Below are 22,559 nucleotides of genomic sequence, written 5' to 3'. Positions count from 1 at the left end.
ATGACGCGCAAGCAGAAGCGATTGTCGGTGATTGTCGGAGGTCTTGCCTTCCTCGGCGCCGCCACCGGGCTGACCTTCTATGCGTTGGGCCAGAAGGCCTCCTATTTCTATATGCCCGCCGATCTGACCACCGCCAGCTTGCAGCCGGGACAGCGCATCAGGCTCGGCGGCCTCGTCGAAAAGGGCACGGTCGTGCGCGGGCAGGGCGCGACGGTTGCGTTCTCGGTCACCGACACGCACAAATCGGTCAAGGTCAGCTATACCGGCATCCTGCCCGATCTGTTCCGCGAGGAGCAGGGCGTCATCACCGAAGGCAGCTTTGGCGCCGACGGCGTTTTCGTCGCCGACAGCGTGCTGGCCAAGCATGACGAGCGCTACATGCCCAAGGAAGTCGCTGACGGGCTGAAGGCCAAGGGCGTGTGGCAAGAGAGCAAGAGCCAGTAATGGTTGAGACCGGACACTTCGCGCTCGTCCTCGCCTTTGTGCTGTCGCTGGTGCAGACGCTGGTGCCGCTGATCGGCGCCCGTACCGGCAACCAGAGGCTGATGGCTGTCGGCGGTCCCGTCACGGTCACAGGCTTCGCTCTCACGGCGCTATCGTTCGCAGCACTCGCCGGCGCCTATGCAAGTTCCGATTTCTCGGTGGCGAGCGTGTGGGAAAACTCGCATTCGCTGCAGCCGCTGATCTACAAGATCACCGGAACCTGGGGCAATCACGAAGGCTCGATGCTGCTCTGGGTGCTGATCCTGACCTTCTTCGGTGCGCTGGTCGCTGTCTTCGGCTCCAACCTTCCGGCGACGCTGCGCGCCAATGTGCTGGCCGTGCAGGGGGCGATCGGCGCCACCTTCTTCCTGTTCATCCTGGCGACATCCAATCCGTTCACCCGGCTCAATCCGGCGCCGATCGAGGGCCGCGATCTCAACCCGGTCCTGCAGGATCTTGGCCTCGCCATCCATCCGCCGCTGCTCTATCTCGGCTATGTCGGGTTCTCTATCTGCTTTTCCTTCTCGGTCGCCGCCCTCATCGAAGGCCGCATCGATGCCTCCTGGGCGCGCTGGGTGCGGCCGTGGACGCTGGTCGCCTGGATGTTCCTCACCGGCGGCATCGCGATGGGCTCCTACTGGGCCTACTACGAGCTCGGCTGGGGCGGCTTCTGGTTCTGGGATCCGGTCGAAAACGCCTCCTTTATGCCGTGGCTGGCCGGCACGGCTCTTCTGCATTCGGCGATCGTCATGGAGAAGCGTTCGGCGCTCAAGATCTGGACGCTGCTGCTTGCCATCCTCACCTTCTCGCTGTCGCTGCTCGGCACCTTCCTGGTGCGCTCCGGCGTGCTGACCTCGGTGCATGCTTTCGCCACCGATCCGACCCGCGGCATCTTCATCCTGTGCATTTTGACGCTGTTCATCGGCGGCTCGCTGGCCCTGTTTGCGCTGCGCGCCTCGCGGCTGACGGCCGGCGGCCTGTTCCACCCGATCTCGCGCGAAGGCGCACTCGTCCTCAACAATCTGTTCCTGACCACGGCCACGGCCACCGTGCTGGTCGGCACGCTCTATCCGCTGGCGGTCGAAGCGCTTTCGGCCGGCAAGATCTCAGTCGGCGCCCCCTTCTTCAACCTGACATTCGGCCCGCTGATGGTGCCGCTGCTGGTCGTGGTTCCTTTCGGACCATTGCTCGCCTGGAAGCGCGGTGACCTCTATGCCGTCGCCCAGCGCTTGATGGCGGCTTTCGGCGCCGCTCTCCTGGCGATGCTGGTCACCGGGCTGTTCATCGACGGCGCGTCGGTGTTCGCCGCCCTTGGTGTCGGCCTCGCCTGCTGGCTGGTCTGCGGCGCGCTCACCGACCTCGCCGTCAAGTCCGGCTTTGGCAATGTGTCGCACGCCATCATGCTGCGCCGTTTCGCCGGCCTGCCGCGTTCGGTGTTCGGCACTGCACTTGCCCATCTCGGCCTCGGGCTGACGACGCTCGGCATTGTCGGCACGCTGTGCTTCGGCACCGAAAGGATACTGTCGATGCATGCCGGCGAGAGCGTCGAACTCTCCGGCCACACGCTGCGTTTCGACGGCCTCTTCCCGGCGCAGGGTCCGAACTACAGCGAGCAGCGCGGCCGCTTTTCCCTGATCGGCGCCGATGGCGGCGTTTCAGCCGAAATCACCTCGGCCAAGCGCTTCTTTCCGGTGCGGCAGACGACGACGACCGAATCCGGCATCGAGACGATCGGCTTCAACCAGCTCTATCTGTCGCTGGGCGATGAAGGCACCGATGGATCCGTCGTGGTGCGCCTGTGGTGGAAGCCGCTGGTGACGCTGATCTGGGGCGGAGCTCTGGTGATGATGGCGGGAGCCGCAATGTCGCTGCTCGACCGTCGCCTGCGGGTTGGCGCACCCTCGCGCCGCCGCAAGCAGGCAGCCTCCATGCCGTCGGCAGGCGCGCCGTGAGCACCAGGTTCTCGTTGGCCTCGCTCACCCTGCTTCTGGCGCTGCTGTTTGCCGGCGCCGCGCAAGCGGTGAAACCGGACGAGGTTCTCACCGATCCGGCGCTCGAGGCGAGGGCGCGGCTCCTGTCGGAAGGCCTGCGCTGCATGGTCTGCCAGAACCAGTCCATCGACGAATCCGATGCAGACCTCGCCCGCGACCTGCGCATCCTGGTGCGCCAGCGCCTGGTTGCCGGCGATACCGACCAGCAGGTGATGGACTATATCGTGTCGCGCTACGGCGAGTTCGTGCTGTTGAAGCCGCGCTTCAGCCCGCGCAACGCCTTGCTTTGGGGCACGCCGGTGCTTCTGCTTCTAGTCGGCGGCATTTTCATTGTGCTGACCACACGCTCCCGCCGCTCGTTGGCAACCAAGGCGCTGAGCGCCGAGGAACAGGCGGCGCTGGACAAGATGCTGAGCGACTAGCTCGGCCATTCCTCCAAAGGCCAGTCCCGCGACGTGTGGATGGCGCGCAGGATAACAANCAGACGTGTGCTCTTCCGATCTTCGCCATATCACCAAGGCCCCGGCCCATTTCACGGATACGGTCCGCGAGGCGTCGGGCGGCGGCAGGATTGTCCTGAGCGATAAAGGCAACTTGCTGCGTGAGATCGTCCAGCGCTTCTCGCGACCAGGTGACGAACCGCTTCACGCCTTGCCTGCGCGCCTGGCTTTCGCTGCTTCGATCACCGCGTCGAGCTCCGCCATGGCGTCGTCGTGGGGCACGACACGGCCAGCCTCTGCGTCGGCCATGCCACGTTTTATGCCTTCGATGATATCCAGCTCGCGATCGACATAGGCTGAGACCGCCTCGGCGGCGAGGAACGATTTACTACGCCTGGTATCGGTAGCGATCTGCTCCAGCTTCAGCTTGGTCTCGGACGAGACTCGAATGGTCATGGTGGTGCTTGCTGTCATTGTGAAAGCCTTGTGCTGAGTTGTGTACACCATAGGGCAGCAGGCGAGCGCAACCAAGCGATTTGTGCGACCGCCCAACATTACAAAACTTTCATGCACCGGAAATGGCGCCGTAATGTGCGCCTCTCTATTTCTCTTGTCCGAGGATGCTCTGCCTGAGCCGCATCCAGTGAAAAGAGGATACGAGACCCATGACTATCGCCCCCAACCCATATTCCCGCACCCGCAAACGCCTGTTGGCCGCCGCCGCTTCGCTGGCCATTGCCGGCGGCATCGGTTTCGGCGCCGTTGCCACTGGTACAGCTCCCGTTCTGGCCGACGCCGTGCGGGTCGAAGCGCCCCAGGTGCCGGGCTTTGCCGATGTCGTCGAGCGCGTTTCGCCGGCCGTGGTCAGCGTCAAGGTCAAGGCCAAGATCGAGCCTGCCGCCGATGACGGCTCCGACCAGTCCGACGATCCGGACGGCATGAACAACCTGCCCGACAATCCGCAGCTGCGCCAGTTCTTCAAGCAATTCCGCGGCTTTGGTGATCAGAACGGCCATGACGGCGGCAATCGTCGCTTCAGCCACCGCGACCATAACAACGACCAGCCGCGTCCGGTGGCGCAGGGTTCTGGCTTCTTCATCTCCGATGACGGCTATCTCGTCACCAACAACCATGTCGTCGAGGAAGGCTCCGCCTTCACAGTGGTGATGAATGACGGCAAGGAGCTTGACGCCAAGCTGATCGGCACCGATCCGCGCACCGATCTGGCGGTGCTCAAGGTCGATGGCGTCGGCAAGTTCACCTATGTCGATTTCGCCGACGATTCCAAGGTTCGCGTCGGCGACTGGGTGGTGGCCGTCGGCAATCCGTTCGGCCTCGGCGGCACCGTCACCGCCGGCATCGTCTCGGCCCGTGGCCGTGATATCGGCGCCGGTCCCTATGATGACTTCATCCAGATAGACGCTTCGGTCAACCGCGGCAATTCGGGCGGCCCGACCTTCAACCTTAACGGCCAGGTCGTCGGCATCAACACCGCGATCTTCTCGCCGTCGGGCGGAAGCGTCGGCATCGCCTTCGACATTCCGGCCTCGACCGCCAAGCAGGTGGTGCAGGATCTGATGAAGAGCGGCTCGGTGCAGCGTGGCTGGCTCGGCGTCGAAATCCAGCCGGTTACATCGGACATCGCCGAATCGCTGGGCCTGAAGTCGCAGAACGGGGCTCTGGTTTCGGGCGCCCAGGACGGTGGCCCCGGCAAGAAGGCCGGCATCACCGCCGGTGACGTGATCACCCAGGTCGAAGGCAAGGACGTCGCATCGCCGAAGGAACTGGCTCGTCTGATCGGCGCCTACCCACCCGGCAAGTCGGTCGACGTCACGGTGTGGCGCGACGGCAAGAGCCAGACCATCAAGGTCGATCTCGGCACGTTGCCATCCACTGACAAGCAGGCCTCGACCGACCCGCAGCAGCCCGCGGCACCGGCAAAGCCCGCCGCGCTGGCCGATCTCGGCCTCACCGTCACCAAGTCGGAAAACGGCAAGGGCCTGGTGGTGACCGATGTCGATCCCGACAGCGATGCCGCCGACCGCGGCATCCAGCCCGGCGATGTCATCACCTCGGTCAACTCGACGGAGGTGAACGGCACCGACGACGTCGCCAAGGCGATGGCCGATGCGGTCAAGTCCGGCCGCAAGGCGGTGCTGATGCAGATCACCCGCGACGATTCAAACCGCTTCGTCGCGCTGCCAGTCGCCAAAGGCTGACATCACACAGTTTCCAGTGCGGCGGTTTCAACACCCCCGAGCCGCCGCACGGGAAGCAAGGGGCCGAACGCGTTAGTCAGTCATCGTGTTCTGCTCCCGGCGGCAGCGGGCCCCCATCGCCCGCTGCCGCTCTAACAGCGAAGCATGTCGCCCAAAAGTGCACTGCGGTTTGGCAAAACGACATGCTTGAACGAAAGCTTTTGCGCTCATGGCGGCCCCTCAATCTTCCGGCGAAATCGCGTATAACGGCTCTATGAAGATTCTCGTCATAGAAGACGATCGCGAGGCGGCCGACTATATGCAGAAGGCCTTTGCCGAGGCTGGGCACACCGCCCATGTCGCCGGCGACGGCGAAACCGGCTTTGCGCTGGCCGATGCCGGCGACTATGACGTGATGGTCGTCGACCGCATGATGCCACGCCGCGACGGGCTCTCCGTCATTGCCGGCCTGCGCTCGCGCGGCAACACCACGCCGGTGCTGATCCTGTCGGCGCTGGGCGAAGTCGATGACCGCGTCACCGGTCTGCGCGCCGGCGGGGACGACTATCTGACCAAGCCCTATGCCTTTTCCGAATTGCTCGCCCGCGTCGAGGTGCTGAACCGCCGCGCCAGCGCCAGGGAGGCCGAAACCGTCTACAGGGTCGGCGATCTCGAGCTTGACCGGCTGTCCCATTCGGTCAAGCGCGCGGCGCGCGAGATCACGCTGCAGCCGCGCGAATTCCGCCTGCTCGAATATCTGATGCGCCATGCCGGCCAGGTGGTGACGCGCACCATGCTGCTCGAAAATGTCTGGGACTATCATTTCGATCCGCAGACCAACGTCATCGACGTTCACGTCTCGCGCCTGCGTGGCAAGATCGAGAAGGGTTTCGACAAGCCGATCCTGCATACGGTTCGCGGCGCCGGCTATATGCTGAAGAGCGGCTAGAGCATGATCCCAAAAAGTGGGTACCGGTTTTTGGAGAAGATCATGCTCCAACAAAGGGGTAGGTCATGATGAGATTTCAGCCAAATCTCATCATGAGCTAGAACTCGATGGCCCTTTCCCTGCCGGCCATCATGAGGACGACGGCGGCGCGGCTTTCAGCGCTTTATTTCCTGCTTTTCGCGCTATGTGCCGTGTTGCTGGTCTTCTACATGACGTCGTTGTCGGCCCGCATGCTGACCGGCCAGACCCAGCAGACCATCAATGACGAGGTGCTCGGCCTCGCCCGTGCCTATCAGAGCGGCGGCCTGCCGCGGCTGGTGCGCGTCGTCGAGCAGCGCTCGCGCCAGCCCGGCGCCAACCTCTATCTCATTGCCGACGTCAACGGCCAGATCCTCACCGGCAACGTGCAGAGCCTGGCACCGGGGGTGCTCGAGACCGATGGCTGGACGACCGAACCCTTCTCCTATCGCCGTTTCGGCGAAGGTGAGCTCGAACGGCAGCGCAACCAGGCTTCTGACCCGAATGGCGCGCAGCCCGGCGAGACCGAAATTCAGTCCGAGGGCGAGAAGGGCCACAACGCCATCGCGCTGGTGCTGCGGCTGCCCAACCAGATGATCATGCTTGTCGGCCGCGATCTCGGCGAACCCGAGCGCTTCCGCGCCGTCGTTCGCCGCGCCCTGATGCTGGCGCTGGGTATGATGGGAGTGGGCGGGCTGCTGATCTGGTTCTTTGTCGGCCGCGCCGCGCTGAAGCGCATCGATAGCGTCTCGGAAGCAAGCCGCCGCATCATGGGCGGCGATCTCACGGGACGGCTGCCGGTGACCGGCGCCGGCGATGAGTTCGACCGCCTGTCGGAAAACCTCAACACCATGCTGGCCAGGATAGCGACGCTCAACGAAGGGCTGAAGCAGGTCTCCGACAACATCGCCCATGATTTGAAGACGCCGCTGACCAGACTGCGCAACCGCGCTGAGGCGACACTTTCGGGCAAGCACAAGACCACCGACTACCGGCAGGCGCTGGAAGGCACCATGGCCGAATCCGACCAGCTGATAAAAACCTTCAACGCCATCCTGATGATCTCCAGGCTGGAGGCCGGCTATTCCTCGGAGAGGACCAGCAAGGTCGATCTCGCCGCCGCGGTGCATGACGTTGTCGAGCTTTATGAGCCGGTGGCGGAGGAGGCTGGCGTGGTGCTCGAAACTGCCGCGGACGGGAATTTTTCCGTCAATGGCAACCGCGAGCTGATCGGCCAGGCGCTGTCGAACATCGTCGACAACGCCATCAAATACTCGACCGATGCGACGGAAAAGCCTGCTGTGCGCGTAGCCCTGCAGCGCGTCGGTCACGAAATCCGCCTTTCTGTTGCCGACAACGGCCATGGCATCCCTGATGACGCCGACCGCGCCAGGGCGACCGAGCGCTTCGTGCGGCTGGAAAAGAGCCGCTCGCAGCCGGGATCCGGTCTTGGCCTCAGCCTCGCCAAGGCGATCATGACTTTTCACAATGGCCGGCTTGAACTTCTGCCTGCCAATCCCGGATTGTCCGTTATCATGAGCTTCCCGGCGCGGGAGGACCATTGATGGCGGTGAGGATGGCTGCGAAACGGATCGAGACCGAATGGCGCCTGCAACTGGCGGCGCAGCTCGCGCCGCTGGATGAGACCCGCGCCCGGCGTGAACTGTCGGAGATCGCTGGCGATGCCAAGGACGAGAACCTGCCGCGGCTGGCGAAATTCCTAGAAGGCAAGGGCGCCGCACAGGAGTTTCTTGCTGCCGTCTTCGATCTCTCGCCCTTCCTCCGCGATGTTGCTCGCCGCCGGCCGCAAATCCTCGACGCGCTGTTCGATGGCAGTGTCGAGGCTCGGCTGCTCGCCATCGCCGAAGCGATCGGCAAGGCCGCCTTTTCCGAGACCGTTTCCGAATCCAGCCTGATGATGGAACTCAGGCAGTGGAAGGGTGAAGCTCACTTCCTGATCGCACTTGCAGACCTCTCCGGCGAGGCCGATGCAGCGCTGACGGTAAGGCGCCTCAGCAATCTCGCCGATGCCTGCACCTGCGCGGCGGTCGACTTCCTGCTGCGCGAGGCGCACAGCCAAGGCAAGCTCAAATTGCCCGATCCCGAAAATCCGTCACGGCAATCCGGCTGGATCGTGCTCGGCATGGGCAAGCTTGGCGCGCATGAACTGAATTTCTCCTCCGACATCGACCTGGTCGTCTTCTTCGATCCGGATGCGCCGGCAATCGTCGATCCGCTCGACGCCACAGAGCTGTTTGCGCGCCTGACCCGCAGGCTGGTCCGCATCCTGCAGGACCGCACCGGGCACGGCTATGTCTTCCGCACCGATTTGAGGCTTCGTCCCGATCCAGGCTCGACGCCGCTGGCCATCCCGGTCGAGGCAGCACTTCGCTACTATGAGGCGCGCGGCCAGAACTGGGAGCGCGCCGCCATGATCAAGGCGCGTCCCGTGGCCGGCGATCTCGATGCCGGGGACGCGTTCCTGCGGGAATTGCAGCCCTATGTCTGGCGCAAATACATGGACTATGCGGCGATCGCCGACGTTCATTCGATCAAGCGCCAGATCCATGCCCACAAGGGTCATGGCGAGATCGCGGTCAAAGGACACAACGTCAAGCTCGGCCGCGGCGGCATTCGCGAAATCGAGTTCTTCGTCCAGACCCAGCAACTGATCGCCGGCGGCCGTTTTCCGGAGCTGCGCGGCCGCGAGACGGTGCCGATGCTGGGTGCGCTGGCGGCGCGCAACTGGATCACCGCCGATGCACGCGACGCGCTCACGCAGCAATATTGGTTTCTGCGCGGCGTGGAACACGCCATCCAGATGGTCGCCGACGAGCAGACGCATATTCTGCCCGACGATGATGAAGGGCTGGAACGCATCGCCCATATGCTGGGCTTTGCCGATGCCGCCAGATTTGCCGAAACCTTTCGCGCGGCTTTGCATGAGGTCGAGCGCCATTACGCCGCGCTGTTCGAGACTGCGCCTGAATTGTCGGCCGGCGTCGGCAATCTGGTCTTCACCGGCGATGTCGACGATCCCGACACGCTGCAGACCTTGCATGGCCTTGGCTTCCAGCGGCCAAGCGACATCTGCCGCGTCATTCGGGGCTGGCATTTCGGCCGCTATCGCGCCACCCAGTCGGCGGAAGCGCGCGAGCGGCTGACCGAACTGACGCCGGCGCTGCTCAAAGCCTTCGGCCAGACGCGCCGGGCCGACGAGGCGCTGGTTCGCTTCGATGAATTCCTCGCCGGCCTGCCCGCCGGCATCCAGCTGTTTTCGCTGCTGCAGTCGAATCCCGCTCTGCTGAAGCTTATGGCGACGATCATGGGCGCCGCGCCTCGGCTGGCGGCAATCATCACAAGGCGCCCGCATGTCTTCGACGGTCTGCTCGACCCGGCGCTGCTCACCGAACTGCCCAACCGCGCCTATCTCTCAGCGCGGTTGGCCGCTTTCATCGATGGCGACAGGCCCTACGAGGATGTGCTTGACCGGCTGCGCATCTTTGCCTCCGAGCAGAAATTCCTGATCGGTGTCAGGCTGCTCGCCGGCTCGATCGACCCGGCGCGCGCCGGCCGCGCCTTTTCCGATCTCGCCGACCTCACCATCGACGCCGCATTGCAGGCGGTGACCACCGAATTCGCGCTGCGTCATGGCCGCATCGCCGGCGGCACCGTGTCGCTGCTCGGCATGGGTAAGCTCGGCAGCCGCGAATTGACGGCTGGTTCGGACGTCGACCTCATTCTGCTCTACGACCACGACGCGGATGCCGACGAGTCCGACGGCGACAAGCCGCTCGCACCATCGCACTACTATACCAGGATGACGCAGCGGCTGATCGCGGCTGTCTCGGCGCCGACCGCCGAAGGCGTTCTCTACGAGCTCGACCTGCGCTTGCGGCCATCCGGCAACAAGGGGCCGGTGGCCACCCACATCGATGCCTTCAAGAAATACCAGCGCCAGGAGGCCTGGACCTGGGAGCACATGGCTTTGGCAAGGGCGCGCGCCATCGGCGGCGACGCGGCCCTTTGCGCCGAGGTCGAGGCCGAGGTGGCGGCACTTCTGGCCTTGCCGCGCGACGCCGCCAAGGTGAGGGCGGAGGCATCCGAGATGCGCGCGCTGATCGAGAAGGAAAAATCGCCGCGCGATCTCTGGGACATCAAGCTCATCTCCGGCGGCCTCATCGACCTCGAATTCATCGCGCAGGTGGCGGTTATAACCGGGCAGGTCGAAGCCGGCCGCAGGGTGACCGCGACCGGCGAAATCCTGGCGCATCTGTCGCCGGATTTCGCCGAGGCTGACGTCAGGCAGCAGCTTTGCGAAGCCTACCAACTCTATCTGGCGCTGACCCAGATGACGCGGCTTTGCCTCACCGGTGCATTCGAACGCGATGACGTTCCGCCGGGATTGTCGGATCTGCTTCTGGCGGTGACTGACCTGCCGGATTTCGGTGTGCTGGAAGCACATCTCAAGGAAACGTCGCAAAAGGTCAGAAAGGATTTCAACCTTTTGCTTCGTACGAAACGGTCGTGAGGGCGTGAAGCGTTGGCGGCTGTTTCGGATCGCATCGGGGGTGACGATGCAACAGGAGATACCCATGAGAAAGACAACCGGACTTGCCCTTGCCTTTGTCGCGCTTGCCGGCGCCGTTGGCACCACCGCCTATGCCGAGAACAATGCCAGCGCCAGAATGCGCGAGGGCGCGATGATGCGCCTCGACAAGGCGATGAAGGATTCCAACGGCACCATCAGCTTCGACCAGTTTTCCGACGCCATGAACGCGCGGCTGAAGAAGCTGGTCGCCGATAATGGCGGCAAGCTGACAGTCGCCCAGCTCGCTGACGCGCTGGAGAAGGCGCGGTTCGAGGAAATGGCCAAGCGCATAGTTGCCCGCGACGACAGCAAGGGCGACGGCACGCTGACCACGGACGACATCACCGGGCGCGAGAAGAAGGTGTTCGCCATGCTCGACCGCAACAATGACGGCAAGATCGAGCGCAACGAACTGCCAAAGAAAGGCCGCATGGGCCGCCACCACCAATGGGACGGCGGCGACGACAGCATGGAGTGAAATGGCGATATGTCTCCGGCGGCGAAAGCCGCCGGAGCCCTTACATGACCGGGGCTACTCAGTCCTTGAACGCGGCGCAGAGCACCGCTCGCATTGGCGGGCCGTCAGGCCGCCGCCTTCACCGCCAGCGCCGGCTTCTTCACCGGAATGCGCACCGACACGATCGTGCCGACGCCTTCGGTCGAGCGGATTTTCAGCGCGCCGCCCTGCAGCTCGGCCAGCGAGCGCGAGATGGCAAGGCCGAGGCCGGAGCCGGCGTGGTTCTTCGAAAACTGGTTCTGCACCTGTTCGAAGGGGCGGCCAAGCTTGCTCAGTGCCTCCTTCGGAATGCCGCAGCCATTGTCCTCGATGGTCAGCACCAGCGCGCCTGACGTGTTGCGGGCGCGCACCGAGATATGGCCGCCCTGACCGGTGAACTTCACCGCATTCGACAGCAGATTGATGGCGATCTGCTTGATCGCCCGGCGGTCGGCGAACAGCGTCATCGTATCGGCGATGCGGGTTTCGACCGTGATCGATTTCTCCGCCGCCTGCAGCGAGATCACCCGCACCGTCTCGCGGATCAGCGGGCAGAGATCGATTTCCTCGCGGTCCACCGAGAATTGGCCGGCTTCGATCTTCGACATATCGAGTATGTCGTTGATGACGCCGAGCAGATATTTGCCGCTGCCGTTGATGTCGTTGGCATATTCCTCGTAGCGCGGCGAACCGAGCGGCCCGAACAGGCCTTGTTCCATCAGTTCGGAGAACCCGATGATGGCGTTGAGCGGCGTGCGCAGCTCGTGCGACATGTTGGCTAGGAATTCGGATTTGGCCCGATTGGCGGCCTCGGCGCGCTCGGTTTCCTTCATATATTCGCGGTTGAGCTCGACCAGTTCCTTGGCGCGCTCTTCCTCGGCCCGGCGGGCGAGGCTGAGGTCGTGGATGGTCGCCATCAGCCGGCGCTCGCTGTCGACCAGCTTTTCCTGGTGCAGCTTGATCTGGGTGATGTCGGAGCCGACGGAGACCGTGCCGCCGTCCCGGGTCCTCAGTTCGTTGACCTGCAGCCAGCGGCCGTCGGAGAGCTGCCGCTCGAAGGTTGCGCCCCCTTGCGGCCCGTTGGTGTTGGCCAGCCGCCGTTCAGAGGCGAAGGCCAGCATGCGCTCTTCAAGCACGGCGCGCGCAGCGCCCGGCATGACGTCGCGGTCCGACAGGCCGTTGTCCTTCTGGTATTTGGAATTGCACATGATCAGGCGCTGGGCGGCATCCCACAGCACGAAGGATTCGTTGATGTTTTCGATCGCGGTCCGCAGGCGCAGGTCGGCCGCCTCCGAGCGCAGCGCCAGATGCCGCTGCTCGGTGACGTCGACGGCAATGCCGATCAGCTGGATCTCAGGCGCTTCCGGGTCGATCACCTGGGCCCTGGCGCGCATCCACACCCACTGGCCGTCGGCGTGACGCATCCGGAACACCTGGTCGATATGGTCGATCTCGCGCTCGACGATTTTGTTGGCCAGCTCGAACAGGTCGCCGTCCTCGGGGTGGATGATGTCGTCGACCTCGCCGAACGACAGCATCGAGTTGCAGGGCTCGTAGCCCAGCATGTCGTACATCGAGCGCGACCAGTACATCTTGCCGCGCACCATGTCCCAGTCCCACAGGCCGCAGCGACCGCGAACCAGCGCCATGTCGATGCGCTGATGGGCTTCGAGATAGATGCGGTCGGCTGTCTGGGCGCGCGATGCCTGGCCGAAATAGGCGTAGAGGATGATGATCAGCACGCCGGCTGTCAGCACAAACAGCGTGACGTTGAGCGAGACGGTCTTGCGCCAGTTGTCGAACACCGCTTCCTGCGGCACCAGCACGGCGGCGGCGTTCTTGCGGTCCCGGGTCAGGCTCACCGCCGCGTACCAGTCCTGGCCGCCGATGCTGACATCCATGACCCCGGCGCGGTCGCCGAACATGAACAGCGGCTGGCCGTCCAGCACCAGGCTGTCCAGCGATCGCCCTTGCCAGCTGGTCGACAGCGGCGACACGGCAATGATCTTGAAGGCGCTGTCGGTGATCACAAGCACATGGCTTCTGCCCATGGCGCCCTGGCGGCTCGTGCTTTCCAGAAGATCAATTGCACCGCTGGATGCCGCGGTCGGGTCGGCCGAGATTGCGTTCGCCATCTGGCCGGCGGCGAGACCTAGCACCGCCTTGCCGTCGCGCTCGGCCTCGTCGCGCTCGTTCATCAGCGACAGCACGCGCAGTGCGGCGATGACGATCAGGAAGATGATGATGAGAGCCGGTATCGAACGGCGCAGAAGGGGTTCGGCAGCCAGGAGCCGCCGGTAGGCTGGTTCAGCGATGAGCCGCGTATTGCCGGCGAGGCCGTCGCCTCGCGCCTTGCGCCGCTCAAAAGCCGTCCCTTCGGGCGCGCCCCACGCGTCCGCCTTGGCCATAAATGGCACTCCCCGAATTTCCGTACGCTTGACGATCCGGCAACACCGCACATCCGAATCGTCTGTAAAGAATCAAAGGTGATTCGCCTTGTCCAGAGGCGCGGCCGAAAAACATTAAAAATTGATTGAAATAACGCTGAAATCCCTCCCCTTGAGGGGAGGGTGGCCCGAAGGGCCGGGTGGGGTCCTCGGCGAAGCGCTCGACTCTCTCAATCACGGTCGAAGTTGGTCGAGGTCGCGCACTGCCGCAACGACCCCACCCGTCCATCCGCCTTCGGCGGCTGTCCACCGTCCCCTCAAGGGGGAGGGATCAGGCCAGCGTTCGCTCCACAATGTCCCGCAAATCCGCCGACAGGTTCTCGGCACCGGCGATGGCCAGCAGCGCTTCCCTGGCCTTGGCTTGCCTGCCCGGCTCCAGCGAGCGCCACGAGCGCAGCGCTGTCGCCAGCCTGGCCGCCACTTGCGGATTGCGTTTTTCAACCTCGAGTACGGTCTGGGTAAAAAACCGGTAGCCTTCGCCATCGGCGCGGTGGAAGCCGGTCTGGTTGGCGCTGGCGAATGTGCCGACCAGCGAGCGCACCCGGTTCGGATTGGCCATCGAGAAAGCTGCGTGACCAGTCAGCTCGCGTACCGTGTCGACTGTCCGGGGTCCCGGCACGCTGGCCTGGATCTGGAACCATTTGTCCATGACCAGCGGATCGGCGCCATAACGGGCCTCGAAATCGGCCAGCGCCTTGATCGCCTCCGGCGAACCGTCATGGCGGTGCGCAAGGACGGTCAGCGCTGCGGCGCGGTCGGTCATGTTCGTCGCGACCTCGAAATGCCGGGCGGCGAGCGCAGCCCCTTTCGGCAGCAGCGAGAGGTAGTCGAGCAGGATGTTGCGCAGCGCGCGGCGTCCCGCACTTGCCGCGTCGGGGCTGAACGGCCCGTCGTCGGCGAGGCGGCCGTATAGGTCGGTGAACGTTTGCTGATTGGCGCGCGCGATTGCCAGCGCCAGCGCCTCGCGGGCGGCGAAGATGGCGTCGGGGTCGATATTCCTGCCGATGTCGCGAGCAATGTCGGCCTCGCCCGGAAGCGAAAGCGCCAGTGCCCGGTAAGCGGGTTCCAGCGTCTCGTCGCCGGCGATCTTGCCGGCAAGTCCGGTCAGCCTGGCGGTGAAGGCCGGCTTTGCGCCGCCGAGGATCTGGCGGAAGGCCGCTATCAGCGCATCGGTCAAAAGCGTGTTGAACGCCTGCCAGCGCGCAAAGGCATCGCTGTCATGGCCGGCGAGAAAGAACTGGTCGTCGGCCTTCTGCTCGACCGAAAGCGTGATCGGTGCCGAAAAGCCGCGGTTGAGCGACACCGCCGGCCGCTCGGCAACGCCTGAGAAGCGCACCATGTGACGGCGCTTGCGAATATGGATGACACCGTCCTCGACGGCGGCGCCCTCGACGCCGCCATAGGCAACCGGTTCGCCGCCGGCGCCGACCAGCCCGAAGGCGAGCGGGATGTGCATCAGCCGCTTGCGGCTTTCCGACGGCGTCGGCGGCACCGACTGCTCGATCTCGAGCGTGAACTCGCGCGTGGCCGGATTGTGCGTCGAACTGACGGTCAGGTTCGGCGTGCCCGCCTGGTGGTACCAGAGCGCGAATTGCGACAGATCGCGCCCGGAGGCGTCCTCGAACACTTTGAGGAAATCCTCGATCGTCGCTGCTTCGCCGTCATGGCGCTCGAAATAGAGATCCATTCCGGCGCGGAACGTGTCAGGTCCGAGAATGGTGCGGATCATGCGCACGACTTCCGAGCCTTTTTCGTAGACGGTCGCCGTGTAGAAATTGTTGATCTCGCGGTAGCGGCGCGGCCGCACCGGATGCGCCAGCGGTCCCTGGTCCTCGGGGAACTGGTGTGCCCTGAGCGTGCGCACTTCGGCGATGCGCTTGACCGCGCGCGAGCGCTGGTCGGCGGAGAATTCGTGGTCGCGAAAAACCGTCAGCCCTTCTTTCAGGCAGAGCTGGAACCAATCGCGGCAGGTGATCCTGTTGCCGGTCCAGTTGTGGAAATACTCATGCGCGATGATCGCCTCGATATTGGCGAAATCGGCATCGGTGGCGGTTTCCCGGTCGGCCAGCACATATTTGTCGTTGAAGATATTGAGGCCCTTGTTCTCCATGGCCCCCATGTTGAAGTCGGAAACGGCGACGATGTTGAAGACGTCGAGGTCGTATTCGCGGCCGAAGGCCTGCTCGTCCCATTGCATCGAGCGCTTCAGCGCATCCATGGCGTAGCCGGCAAGCCCCTCCTTGCCTGCCTCGACATAGATGCCGAGTTCGACCTCGCGCCCGGACATGGTGACGAAACTGTCCGCAACCTTGCCGAGATTGCCGGCCACGAGCGCAAACAGATAGGACGGCTTGGGGAAGGGGTCGTCCCAGACTGCAAAGTGCCAGCCGTCGGCAAGCGCGCCGCTTTCGACCGGATTGCCGTTGGAAAGCAACAGCGGCGCTTCGTCCAGCCTCGCCTCGATACGCACGGTATAGACCGACAGGATGTCGGGGCGGTCGAGGAAATAGGTGATGCGGCGAAAGCCCTCGGCCTCGCATTGCGTGCAATAGACATTGCTGGAGCGGTAGAGGCCCATCAGCGCCTCATTGCTGGCCGGCGCGATCTCGGTCTCGAGCAGCAGCTGGAAACGGGCCGGCGGCCTCAAAATGGTCAGCTGGTCCGGCGTGGCGAGATACTCGGCCGGGGCAAGCTCGCGACCGTCGATGGCAATGCGCTTGAGCACCAGCCCGTCGCCGTCCAGCACCAGCGACGTCGAGGCGGCGGCGCCATCGCGGCGTTCGATCGTCAGCACTCCGGTGACACGCGTTGCGTCTGGCGAAAGGCGGAAGGTGAGGCCGGTTTGCGGGATGGAAAAGTCGTTGGGGCGGTAGTCTTCGAGCTTGAAGACCTGGCCGGTATCGGTTCGCATTCCCTTGGGTTTCCCTGTCGCTATCGGAGCCGCTGACGTGTCCTGGCCCATTAATCTAAAGTTGCGCGCTCTTTACACGAAACGGCCACTCGACAAAACTGCGCCAATGCCTATTTCGGGGCGTTCCCCTTCCGCCATCATCGTGAGGCCTTGATGACCGTCGTCACATCGAAGTTCGGCATGGGCGCCTGTGTACCGCGTCGTTCGACGCGCATCTCAGCGGAGATCCGGGAAGCAACAGAACAGTGAAAGCCGGGCCTGGAGACGAAGCGGGCGGGAAACTGTCCGATCATCCCGGCGCGCATCGGCCCAAAAATCGATGTCGATTTTTGGAAAGCACGATGCGCAGATTTAAAGTGTCAGAGCGTCCTTTGCGCGTCGAAGACGACGCGCGGCGCTCTAATGTTCTCACTGGGATCATGCTCAAGGTCATGTCGGTGGCGGTCTTTGTCGGCATGCAAACCTGCATCAAGGCCGCCGGCACTTTGCCGGCCGGCCAGATCGTCTTCTTCCGCTCCTTCTTCGCCATCTTCCCGATCATCGCCTTCCTGGCCTTCAAGAGAAAACTCGGTACGGCGTTCGCCACCAAACGCCCGCTGAACCACATTGCGCGCGGTGTCGTCGGCGTTTGCGCCATGGGGCTCGGCTTCTTTGCGCTGACCCGGCTGCCGCTGCCTGAGGCGATCACGCTGAACTATGCCCAGCCTTTGCTGGTGGTGGTGTTCTCCTCGCTATTCCTCGGCGAAGCCATTCGCGTCTATCGCTGGAGCGCGGTTGCGGTCGGTCTGGTCGGCGTGCTGATCATCTCCTGGCCGGAGCTGACGCTGCTCACGTCGGGCGTCGCGCTCGGCGACCAGGAGGTGCTGGGCGTCATCGCTGCTCTTGTTTCTGCCGCAATCTCCGCCAATGCCATCCTGCTCGTGCGCAATCTTGTCCAGACTGAACGAACAGCGACCATCGTGTTGTGGTTCTCGGCGACGGCGAGTGTCATGGCGCTGCTTACACTGCCCTTCGGCTGGCAGGCGCTGACACCGCCGCAGGCCGGTCTGCTGGTCGCAGCGGGCTTCTGTGGCGGGCTGGCGCAGATTTTGATGACGGCGGCGTACCGCCATGCCGAAGCTTCGGTGGTGGCGCCGTTCGAATACACCTCGATGATCCTCGGCGTCGTCGTCGGCTATTTCGCCTTTGGCGATATCGCCACCATCAACACGCTCGCCGGCGGTGTGATCGTCGTTGCCGCCGGCATCTTCATCATCTGGCGCGAGCGCCAACTCGGCCTGGAACGCACCCGAACGCGCAAGGCAGCGCCACCACAGGGGTGAGGAGGTCCGCGGGGTTGGCTCAGTTAGCTTCCGCACGTTCCTTCGCCAGCCGCACCAGCACCGCTCGCGTCTGCTCGTCGGCCGGGAAGAAAGACTCGATCGCCAGTTCCGACAGCGTCACGTCAAGCGGCGTGCCGAAGACGGTGATGGTGCTGATGAAGGACAGCACTTGGTCGCCATGCGCCAGCCGCAGCGGATGGACGATGCCGTTGGGCTCGACCGGCACCGGCCGCGCACCCTTGAGCCCGGACGGATAGGTTCGCAATTCGCGCTCCAGCTCGACCAGGACGGGATCGCCGGCGGCATCGTTCTGGTGTTTCAGCCGCTCCAGCAGATGCGCCCGCCATTCCGCGAGATTGACGATGCGCGGTGCGATGCCGTTCGGGTGCAGGCTGAGGCGCAGCACATTGACCGGCGGCTGGAGCAGCGACGGCTCGGCAACATCGGCCAGAAACGGGCCGATGGCGGCATTGGCGGAAATCAGGTTCCAGTGCCGGTCGACGGCGAGGGCGGGGAACGGCTCATGCCCTTTGAGCACGCTCTCGACCGCGGCAAGCGCCGGCGCCAGCGTCGTATCTGTGAGTGGCCGCTCGCTGAAGCTCGGGGCAAAGCCGGCAGCCAGCAACAGCTGATTACGCTGCCGCAGCGGAATCTCAAGCTGCTCGGCCAGATGCAGCACCATCTCGCGCGAGGGCGCGGCGCGGCCGCTTTCGACGAAGGAGAGATGACGCTGGGAAATCTCAGCCTCCATTGCGAGATCAAGCTGGCTCATGCGCCGGCGCGTGCGCCATTCGCGGATCAGGCTGCCGGCGGAGGTTTGGGCTGTTGTCATGGGGGATGAGTAGGCCGGGGAGAGGCGTATTTCAATTACCTGGGAGGTCATTTGCGCGGTTCTCCCTTCTCCCCCTGTGGGAGAAGGTGGCCGAGCGAAGCTCGGTCGGATGAGGGGTGTTCCAGGGAACGCCAACGTCTCACTCCGCTGGAACACCCCTCATCCGTCTCGGCGCTGCGCGCCGATCCACCTTCCCCCACAAGGGTGGAAGGAAGAGGCGCGCTTCACCCCACCTCCCGCAACTTCGCCTTCACCTCGAGAAAATCCCGCCAGGCCAGCTTCTTGTGCGCAGGGGTCCGCAAGAGATAGGCCGGATGCAGCGTCGGCATCGCCGGAATGGCGACACCGGAAGCCGTGGTGTGGACGCGCCAATTGCCGCGCAGGCGCAGGATGCCCTCGGTCGTGTTGAGCAAGGTTTTGGCTGATGGGCCACCGAGATTGACCAGCACCTTCGGATTGACCAGCTCGATCTGCCGCTCGACGAACGGACGGCAGATCTCGGTCTCGTGCGGCGTCGGCGTTCGGTTGCCGGGTGGCCGCCAGGGAATGACGTTGGCGATATAGACCGAAGTCCGGTCAAGCCCGATCGCCGCCAGCATGCGGTCGAGCAGCCGGCCCGAGCGGCCGACGAAGGGCAGGCCCTCAATATCCTCGTCGCGGCCGGGCGCCTCGCCGACCAACATCACCGAACCTTCCGGATTGCCGTCGGCAAAGACCAGGTTCTTGGCGGTGAATTTGAGGTTGCAGCCATCGAACGACGCCATGTGCTGGCGCAGTTCGTCGAGCGTCGAGGCACTTGCCGCCATTTGCCGGGCCAGGGCCGCCTGTGCCTCGTCGGGCACCGTCGCCATGGCCGGAACGGAACGCGCCGGCGCGTCCGGCACCCGGCTTGCGTCCAGCCCGGGGCTGGCGGCGGCTTGTTCCGGAAACTTGTTTTCGCGAGGCGGCGCGGCAGGCGCCGTTGTGCGCTCGGGGCGCTTCGGTGCTGCCCCGGCAAACCGGTTCACCGGCGCGTCCTCCAACGCTTCGTCGACACCGGCAGAGGCGTAGAAGGCGAGCAACTCGGCCAGGTCGGATCGGTTGTTGGGGGAGGCGGCAGTCATGCCGGGCACATTCGTCCGCCGAGAGACGATTTGCAAGGTTGGGCGGTTAGTAATCTCCCCCTCAAGGAGGGAGATTACGCGCTCGTCGGCTTTCGCCAATCACGAAGGGCATTTCGTGGCGATTTTCACGGCGTCTGCCGCTTACCCCGTCGGTATCCGCGGATCCTGCACCAGATAGAACGTCCAGCGCGGCGTGTAGTCGGTTATCAGAAACTCGAAGCGTCCCCTCTTCAGCGGGTCGATCTGTCCACTCTTGAACAAGAGCCGGTCATAGGGTTCGAAATCGCGGTCGAAATCGGCGTACGCGCTCGACAGGATGTTGTCGGGCGTCTTGTTGCGCTGGTCGAAGGACAGGCCGTCGCCGAACACGCTCGGCTGGTTGAGTATCTCCTGCAGCTCGAACTGGAATTCGACCCAGGCCTGGCCGCTGTTGTTGAGCACCTCGATACGCATGTACAGGATGCCGTTGGCGAATTCGCCGTTGGTGCTGAACGGCTGGATCGGTTTGGTGGTGCGGATGGTGAGCGTCACCGGCGTCGACGAATTCAGCTCCTCGGAGATGACCAACGGATCTTCCTTGGTGCCGGTGCCCGAGGCGCCGGTGATGTGGAAACCGCCAAGCTCGTCGGAAAAGGAATAGGCGCCGGTCGCCCACACCTTCACCGGCTCGGCCTGAGCGCGAACCGGCGTAAGCATTGAAAGGGCGAGAAGGATCGCTCGGCAGGTCCGGCCGGGCGGAAGGGGGAAGCGCGTCAATGAATAGCCGGACGGCGTGCGCATGGAAATAAGTATGACCGATAAGAGAGCCGTCGAACAATTAAAATATGGGACGCTGAGCGCGGCCGCGCGCAAAACGCTTGCGGCAGAGTTGTCATCCGCGACTTTTTGTCGAAATCGGCATTGTCACGTCAGCGCCGGTTTCCTGTCGCGGATTGATGCGCTATGCAGCGCAGGAGCCAGCAAAATGCCGGAAACGGTTGGCCAGAGCGGAGGGGTTGATGAGCGAGATCGAACGCGAGAGCATGGAATTCGACGTGGTCATCGTCGGGGCCGGCCCGGCGGGCCTTGCCGCAGCGATCCGTCTCAAGCAGGTCAATCCCGAGCTTTCCGTCGTGGTGTTGGAAAAGGGCGGCGAGGTTGGTGCCCACATTCTGTCAGGCGCCGTCGTCGATCCCATAGGCATCGACCGCCTGTTGCCGGGCTGGCGCGAGGAAGATGGCCACCCCTTCAAGACGCCGGTTACGGCCGACGATTTCCTGGTGCTCGGCCCCGCCGGCTCGTTCCGTCTGCCCAATATCCTGATGCCGCCGCTGATGAACAATCACGGCAACTACATCGTCTCGCTCGGCAATGTCTGCCGCTGGCTGGCAACCAAGGCTGAAGCGCTAGGCGTCGAAATCTATCCGGGCTTTGCTGCCGCCAGCCTCGTCTACAACGATGCCGGCGCGGTCACGGGCGTCGTCACCGGCGACATGGGCGTCGAAAAAGACGGCACACATGGCCCGGGCTTTGCGCCGGGCATGGCGCTGATGGGCAAATACGTGCTGATCGGCGAGGGCGCGCGCGGTTCGCTGTCCAAGCAGCTGATCGCAAAATACAAACTGTCCGACGGCCGTGAGCCCGGCAAGTACGGCATCGGCCTCAAGGAGCTGTGGCAGGTCAAGCCCGAGAACCACCGGCCGGGCCTGGTGCAGCACTCCTTCGGCTGGCCGCTCGACCTGAAGACAGGGGGCGGCTCCTTCCTCTACCACCTCGAGGATAACCAGGTCGCGGTCGGCTTCGTCCTGCATCTCAACTACAAGAACCCCTGGCTGTCGCCCTTCGAGGAATTCCAACGGTTCAAGACGCATCCGGCGATATCGCGCACCTTCGAGGGCGCCAAGCGCATCGGCTATGGCGCGCGCGCCATTACCGAAGGCGGCTGGCAGTCGGTGCCGAAACTCTCCTTCCCCGGCGGCGCGCTGATGGGGTGTGCGGCGGGCTTCGTCAACGTGCCGCGCATCAAGGGTTCGCACAATGCGGTGCTGTCCGGCATGCTGGCGGCCGAGCATGTCGCGCAAGCGATCGGCTCCGGCCGCGCCAATGACGAACTGTCGTCTTATGAGGACGCCTGGCGCGCGACCGATATCGGCAAGGATTTGAAGAAGGTCCGCAACGTCAAGCCGCTCTGGTCGCGCTTCGGCACCATTATCGGCGTCGGCCTCGGTGGTCTCGACATGTGGCTGAACACGCTGTTCGGCTTCTCGCCCTTCGGCACGCTGAAACATGGCAAGGCCGATTATGCCACGCTTGAGCCCGCGGCCAAGCACAAGAAGATCGCCTATCCCAAAGCGGACGGCGTGCTGACCTTCGACCGCCTGTCCTCGGTGTTCCTGTCCAACACCAATCACGAGGAAAACGAGCCGGTGCATCTCATCGTCGGCGACATGGAGTTGCAGAAGCGTTCCGAGCATGATGTCTTTGCCGGGCCTTCGACCCGCTATTGCCCGGCCGGTGTTTACGAATGGGTCGACAAGGACGGCAACGCCGCCGCCGATCCGTCTGCCAAGGATGTGCGCTTCGTCATCAACGCGCAGAACTGCGTGCACTGCAAGACCTGCGACATCAAGGATCCCAACCAGAACATCAACTGGGTGCCGCCACAAGGCGGCGAAGGCCCGGTCTATCAGGGCATGTGAGCCCCACCGACCGGGCATAGGCGCTAAGATAGGTATTGCCTTGCGGAATCGGGTGTGATTCTACACTGCGATGACACACGAATCGCTTGTTGATGACGGC

Annotated in this window: 17 protein-coding genes; 10 read left to right on the top strand and 7 right to left on the bottom strand. The window is 64.0% G+C overall.

What is annotated here, in order from left to right:
- The 3 genes from ccmE to X757_RS139050 are packed head-to-tail and all read left to right on the top strand — an operon-like array spanning position 1 to position 2,896.
- Positions 1-444 carry a cytochrome c maturation protein CcmE gene (gene ccmE / locus X757_RS139040; protein WP_023670179.1) on the top strand — a complete coding sequence of 148 codons (444 nt, stop codon included), beginning with the start codon at positions 1-3 and terminating at the stop codon, positions 442-444.
- A complete protein-coding gene (locus X757_RS139045) occupies positions 444-2,435 on the top strand; it encodes a heme lyase CcmF/NrfE family subunit (RefSeq protein ID WP_023684529.1) in 1,992 nt (663 codons plus the stop codon). The genes ccmE and X757_RS139045 overlap by 1 nt, the downstream gene beginning before the upstream one ends.
- Entirely contained in the window at positions 2,432-2,896 is a 465-nt protein-coding gene (locus tag X757_RS139050; RefSeq protein ID WP_023670181.1) for a cytochrome c-type biogenesis protein, read from the top strand. Before X757_RS139045 ends, X757_RS139050 begins: the two co-directional genes overlap by 4 nt.
- Here X757_RS139050 and X757_RS1000000167240 read toward each other — a convergent pair.
- Positions 2,802-3,122, bottom strand: coding sequence for a type II toxin-antitoxin system RelE/ParE family toxin (locus X757_RS1000000167240; protein ID WP_245275128.1), 321 nt, complete (start codon positions 3,120-3,122; stop codon positions 2,802-2,804). The genes X757_RS139050 and X757_RS1000000167240 overlap by 95 nt on opposite strands.
- Complete coding sequence (locus X757_RS0135015) at positions 3,119-3,388, bottom strand: CopG family ribbon-helix-helix protein (RefSeq protein ID WP_023684527.1); 270 nt, start codon at positions 3,386-3,388, stop codon at positions 3,119-3,121. Before X757_RS0135015 ends, X757_RS1000000167240 begins: the two co-directional genes overlap by 4 nt.
- A gap of 191 nt (positions 3,389-3,579) precedes the next feature.
- Here X757_RS0135015 and X757_RS139055 point away from each other — a divergent pair, with 191 nt between their 5' ends.
- The 5 genes from X757_RS139055 to X757_RS139075 all read left to right on the top strand — a co-directional run bounded on the left by X757_RS139055 (position 3,580) and on the right by X757_RS139075 (position 11,148).
- Positions 3,580-5,133: a Do family serine endopeptidase gene (locus tag X757_RS139055; protein WP_023727637.1), complete on the top strand. Its 1,554-nt coding sequence runs from the start codon at positions 3,580-3,582 to the stop codon at positions 5,131-5,133.
- A gap of 253 nt (positions 5,134-5,386) precedes the next feature.
- Positions 5,387-6,061: a response regulator transcription factor gene (locus X757_RS139060; protein ID WP_023670185.1), complete on the top strand. Its 675-nt coding sequence runs from the start codon at positions 5,387-5,389 to the stop codon at positions 6,059-6,061.
- 107 nt (positions 6,062-6,168) lie between these two features.
- On the top strand, positions 6,169-7,644 hold the full coding sequence (locus tag X757_RS139065) for a HAMP domain-containing sensor histidine kinase (protein ID WP_023727636.1): 1,476 nt from the start codon (positions 6,169-6,171) through the stop codon (positions 7,642-7,644).
- Complete coding sequence (locus tag X757_RS139070) at positions 7,644-10,610, top strand: bifunctional [glutamine synthetase] adenylyltransferase/[glutamine synthetase]-adenylyl-L-tyrosine phosphorylase (protein WP_023727635.1); 2,967 nt, start codon at positions 7,644-7,646, stop codon at positions 10,608-10,610. Before X757_RS139065 ends, X757_RS139070 begins: the two co-directional genes overlap by 1 nt.
- Positions 10,611-10,674: 64 nt before the next feature.
- Positions 10,675-11,148, top strand: coding sequence for a hypothetical protein (locus X757_RS139075; RefSeq protein ID WP_023727634.1), 474 nt, complete (start codon positions 10,675-10,677; stop codon positions 11,146-11,148).
- 104 nt (positions 11,149-11,252) lie between these two features.
- On the opposite strand, the gene X757_RS139080 is transcribed toward X757_RS139075, so the two are convergent.
- Together X757_RS139080 and pepN are read right to left on the bottom strand one after the other, a co-directional pair.
- On the bottom strand, positions 11,253-13,574 hold the full coding sequence (locus X757_RS139080) for a PAS domain-containing sensor histidine kinase (RefSeq protein WP_023727633.1): 2,322 nt from the start codon (positions 13,572-13,574) through the stop codon (positions 11,253-11,255).
- Positions 13,575-13,884: 310 nt separating this feature from the next.
- Positions 13,885-16,524 (bottom strand): aminopeptidase N, encoded by a 2,640-nt coding sequence (gene pepN / locus X757_RS139085; protein ID WP_023727632.1) that lies wholly within the window; start codon positions 16,522-16,524, stop codon positions 13,885-13,887.
- Between the two features lie 419 nt (positions 16,525-16,943).
- On the opposite strand from pepN, the gene X757_RS139090 reads away from it, so the two are divergent.
- Positions 16,944-17,846 carry a DMT family transporter gene (locus X757_RS139090; RefSeq protein ID WP_023727631.1) on the top strand — a complete coding sequence of 301 codons (903 nt, stop codon included), beginning with the start codon at positions 16,944-16,946 and terminating at the stop codon, positions 17,844-17,846.
- A gap of 19 nt (positions 17,847-17,865) precedes the next feature.
- Here the strand turns inward: X757_RS139090 and X757_RS139095 are convergent, their stop codons facing one another.
- From X757_RS139095 to X757_RS139105, 3 genes are all read right to left on the bottom strand, one after another.
- Complete coding sequence (locus X757_RS139095) at positions 17,866-18,678, bottom strand: helix-turn-helix domain-containing protein (RefSeq protein WP_023687252.1); 813 nt, start codon at positions 18,676-18,678, stop codon at positions 17,866-17,868.
- Between the two features lie 224 nt (positions 18,679-18,902).
- Complete coding sequence (locus tag X757_RS139100; protein ID WP_023727630.1) at positions 18,903-19,781, bottom strand: uracil-DNA glycosylase family protein; 879 nt, start codon at positions 19,779-19,781, stop codon at positions 18,903-18,905.
- Between the two features lie 141 nt (positions 19,782-19,922).
- Positions 19,923-20,477, bottom strand: a complete 555-nt coding sequence (locus X757_RS139105) for a hypothetical protein (RefSeq protein WP_023698594.1) — start codon at positions 20,475-20,477, stop codon at positions 19,923-19,925.
- Between the two features lie 302 nt (positions 20,478-20,779).
- On the opposite strand from X757_RS139105, the gene X757_RS139110 reads away from it, so the two are divergent.
- Positions 20,780-22,459, top strand: a complete 1,680-nt coding sequence (locus X757_RS139110) for an electron transfer flavoprotein-ubiquinone oxidoreductase (RefSeq protein WP_023727629.1) — start codon at positions 20,780-20,782, stop codon at positions 22,457-22,459.
- Positions 22,460-22,559 lie beyond the last annotated feature (100 nt).

It is taken from the genome of Mesorhizobium sp. LSHC412B00, from assembly GCF_000503035.1.
Taxonomy (GTDB): domain Bacteria; phylum Pseudomonadota; class Alphaproteobacteria; order Rhizobiales; family Rhizobiaceae; genus Mesorhizobium.
Note: the sequence above shows the minus strand (reverse complement) of the source record. Positions and strands in the feature narration are given on the sequence as shown.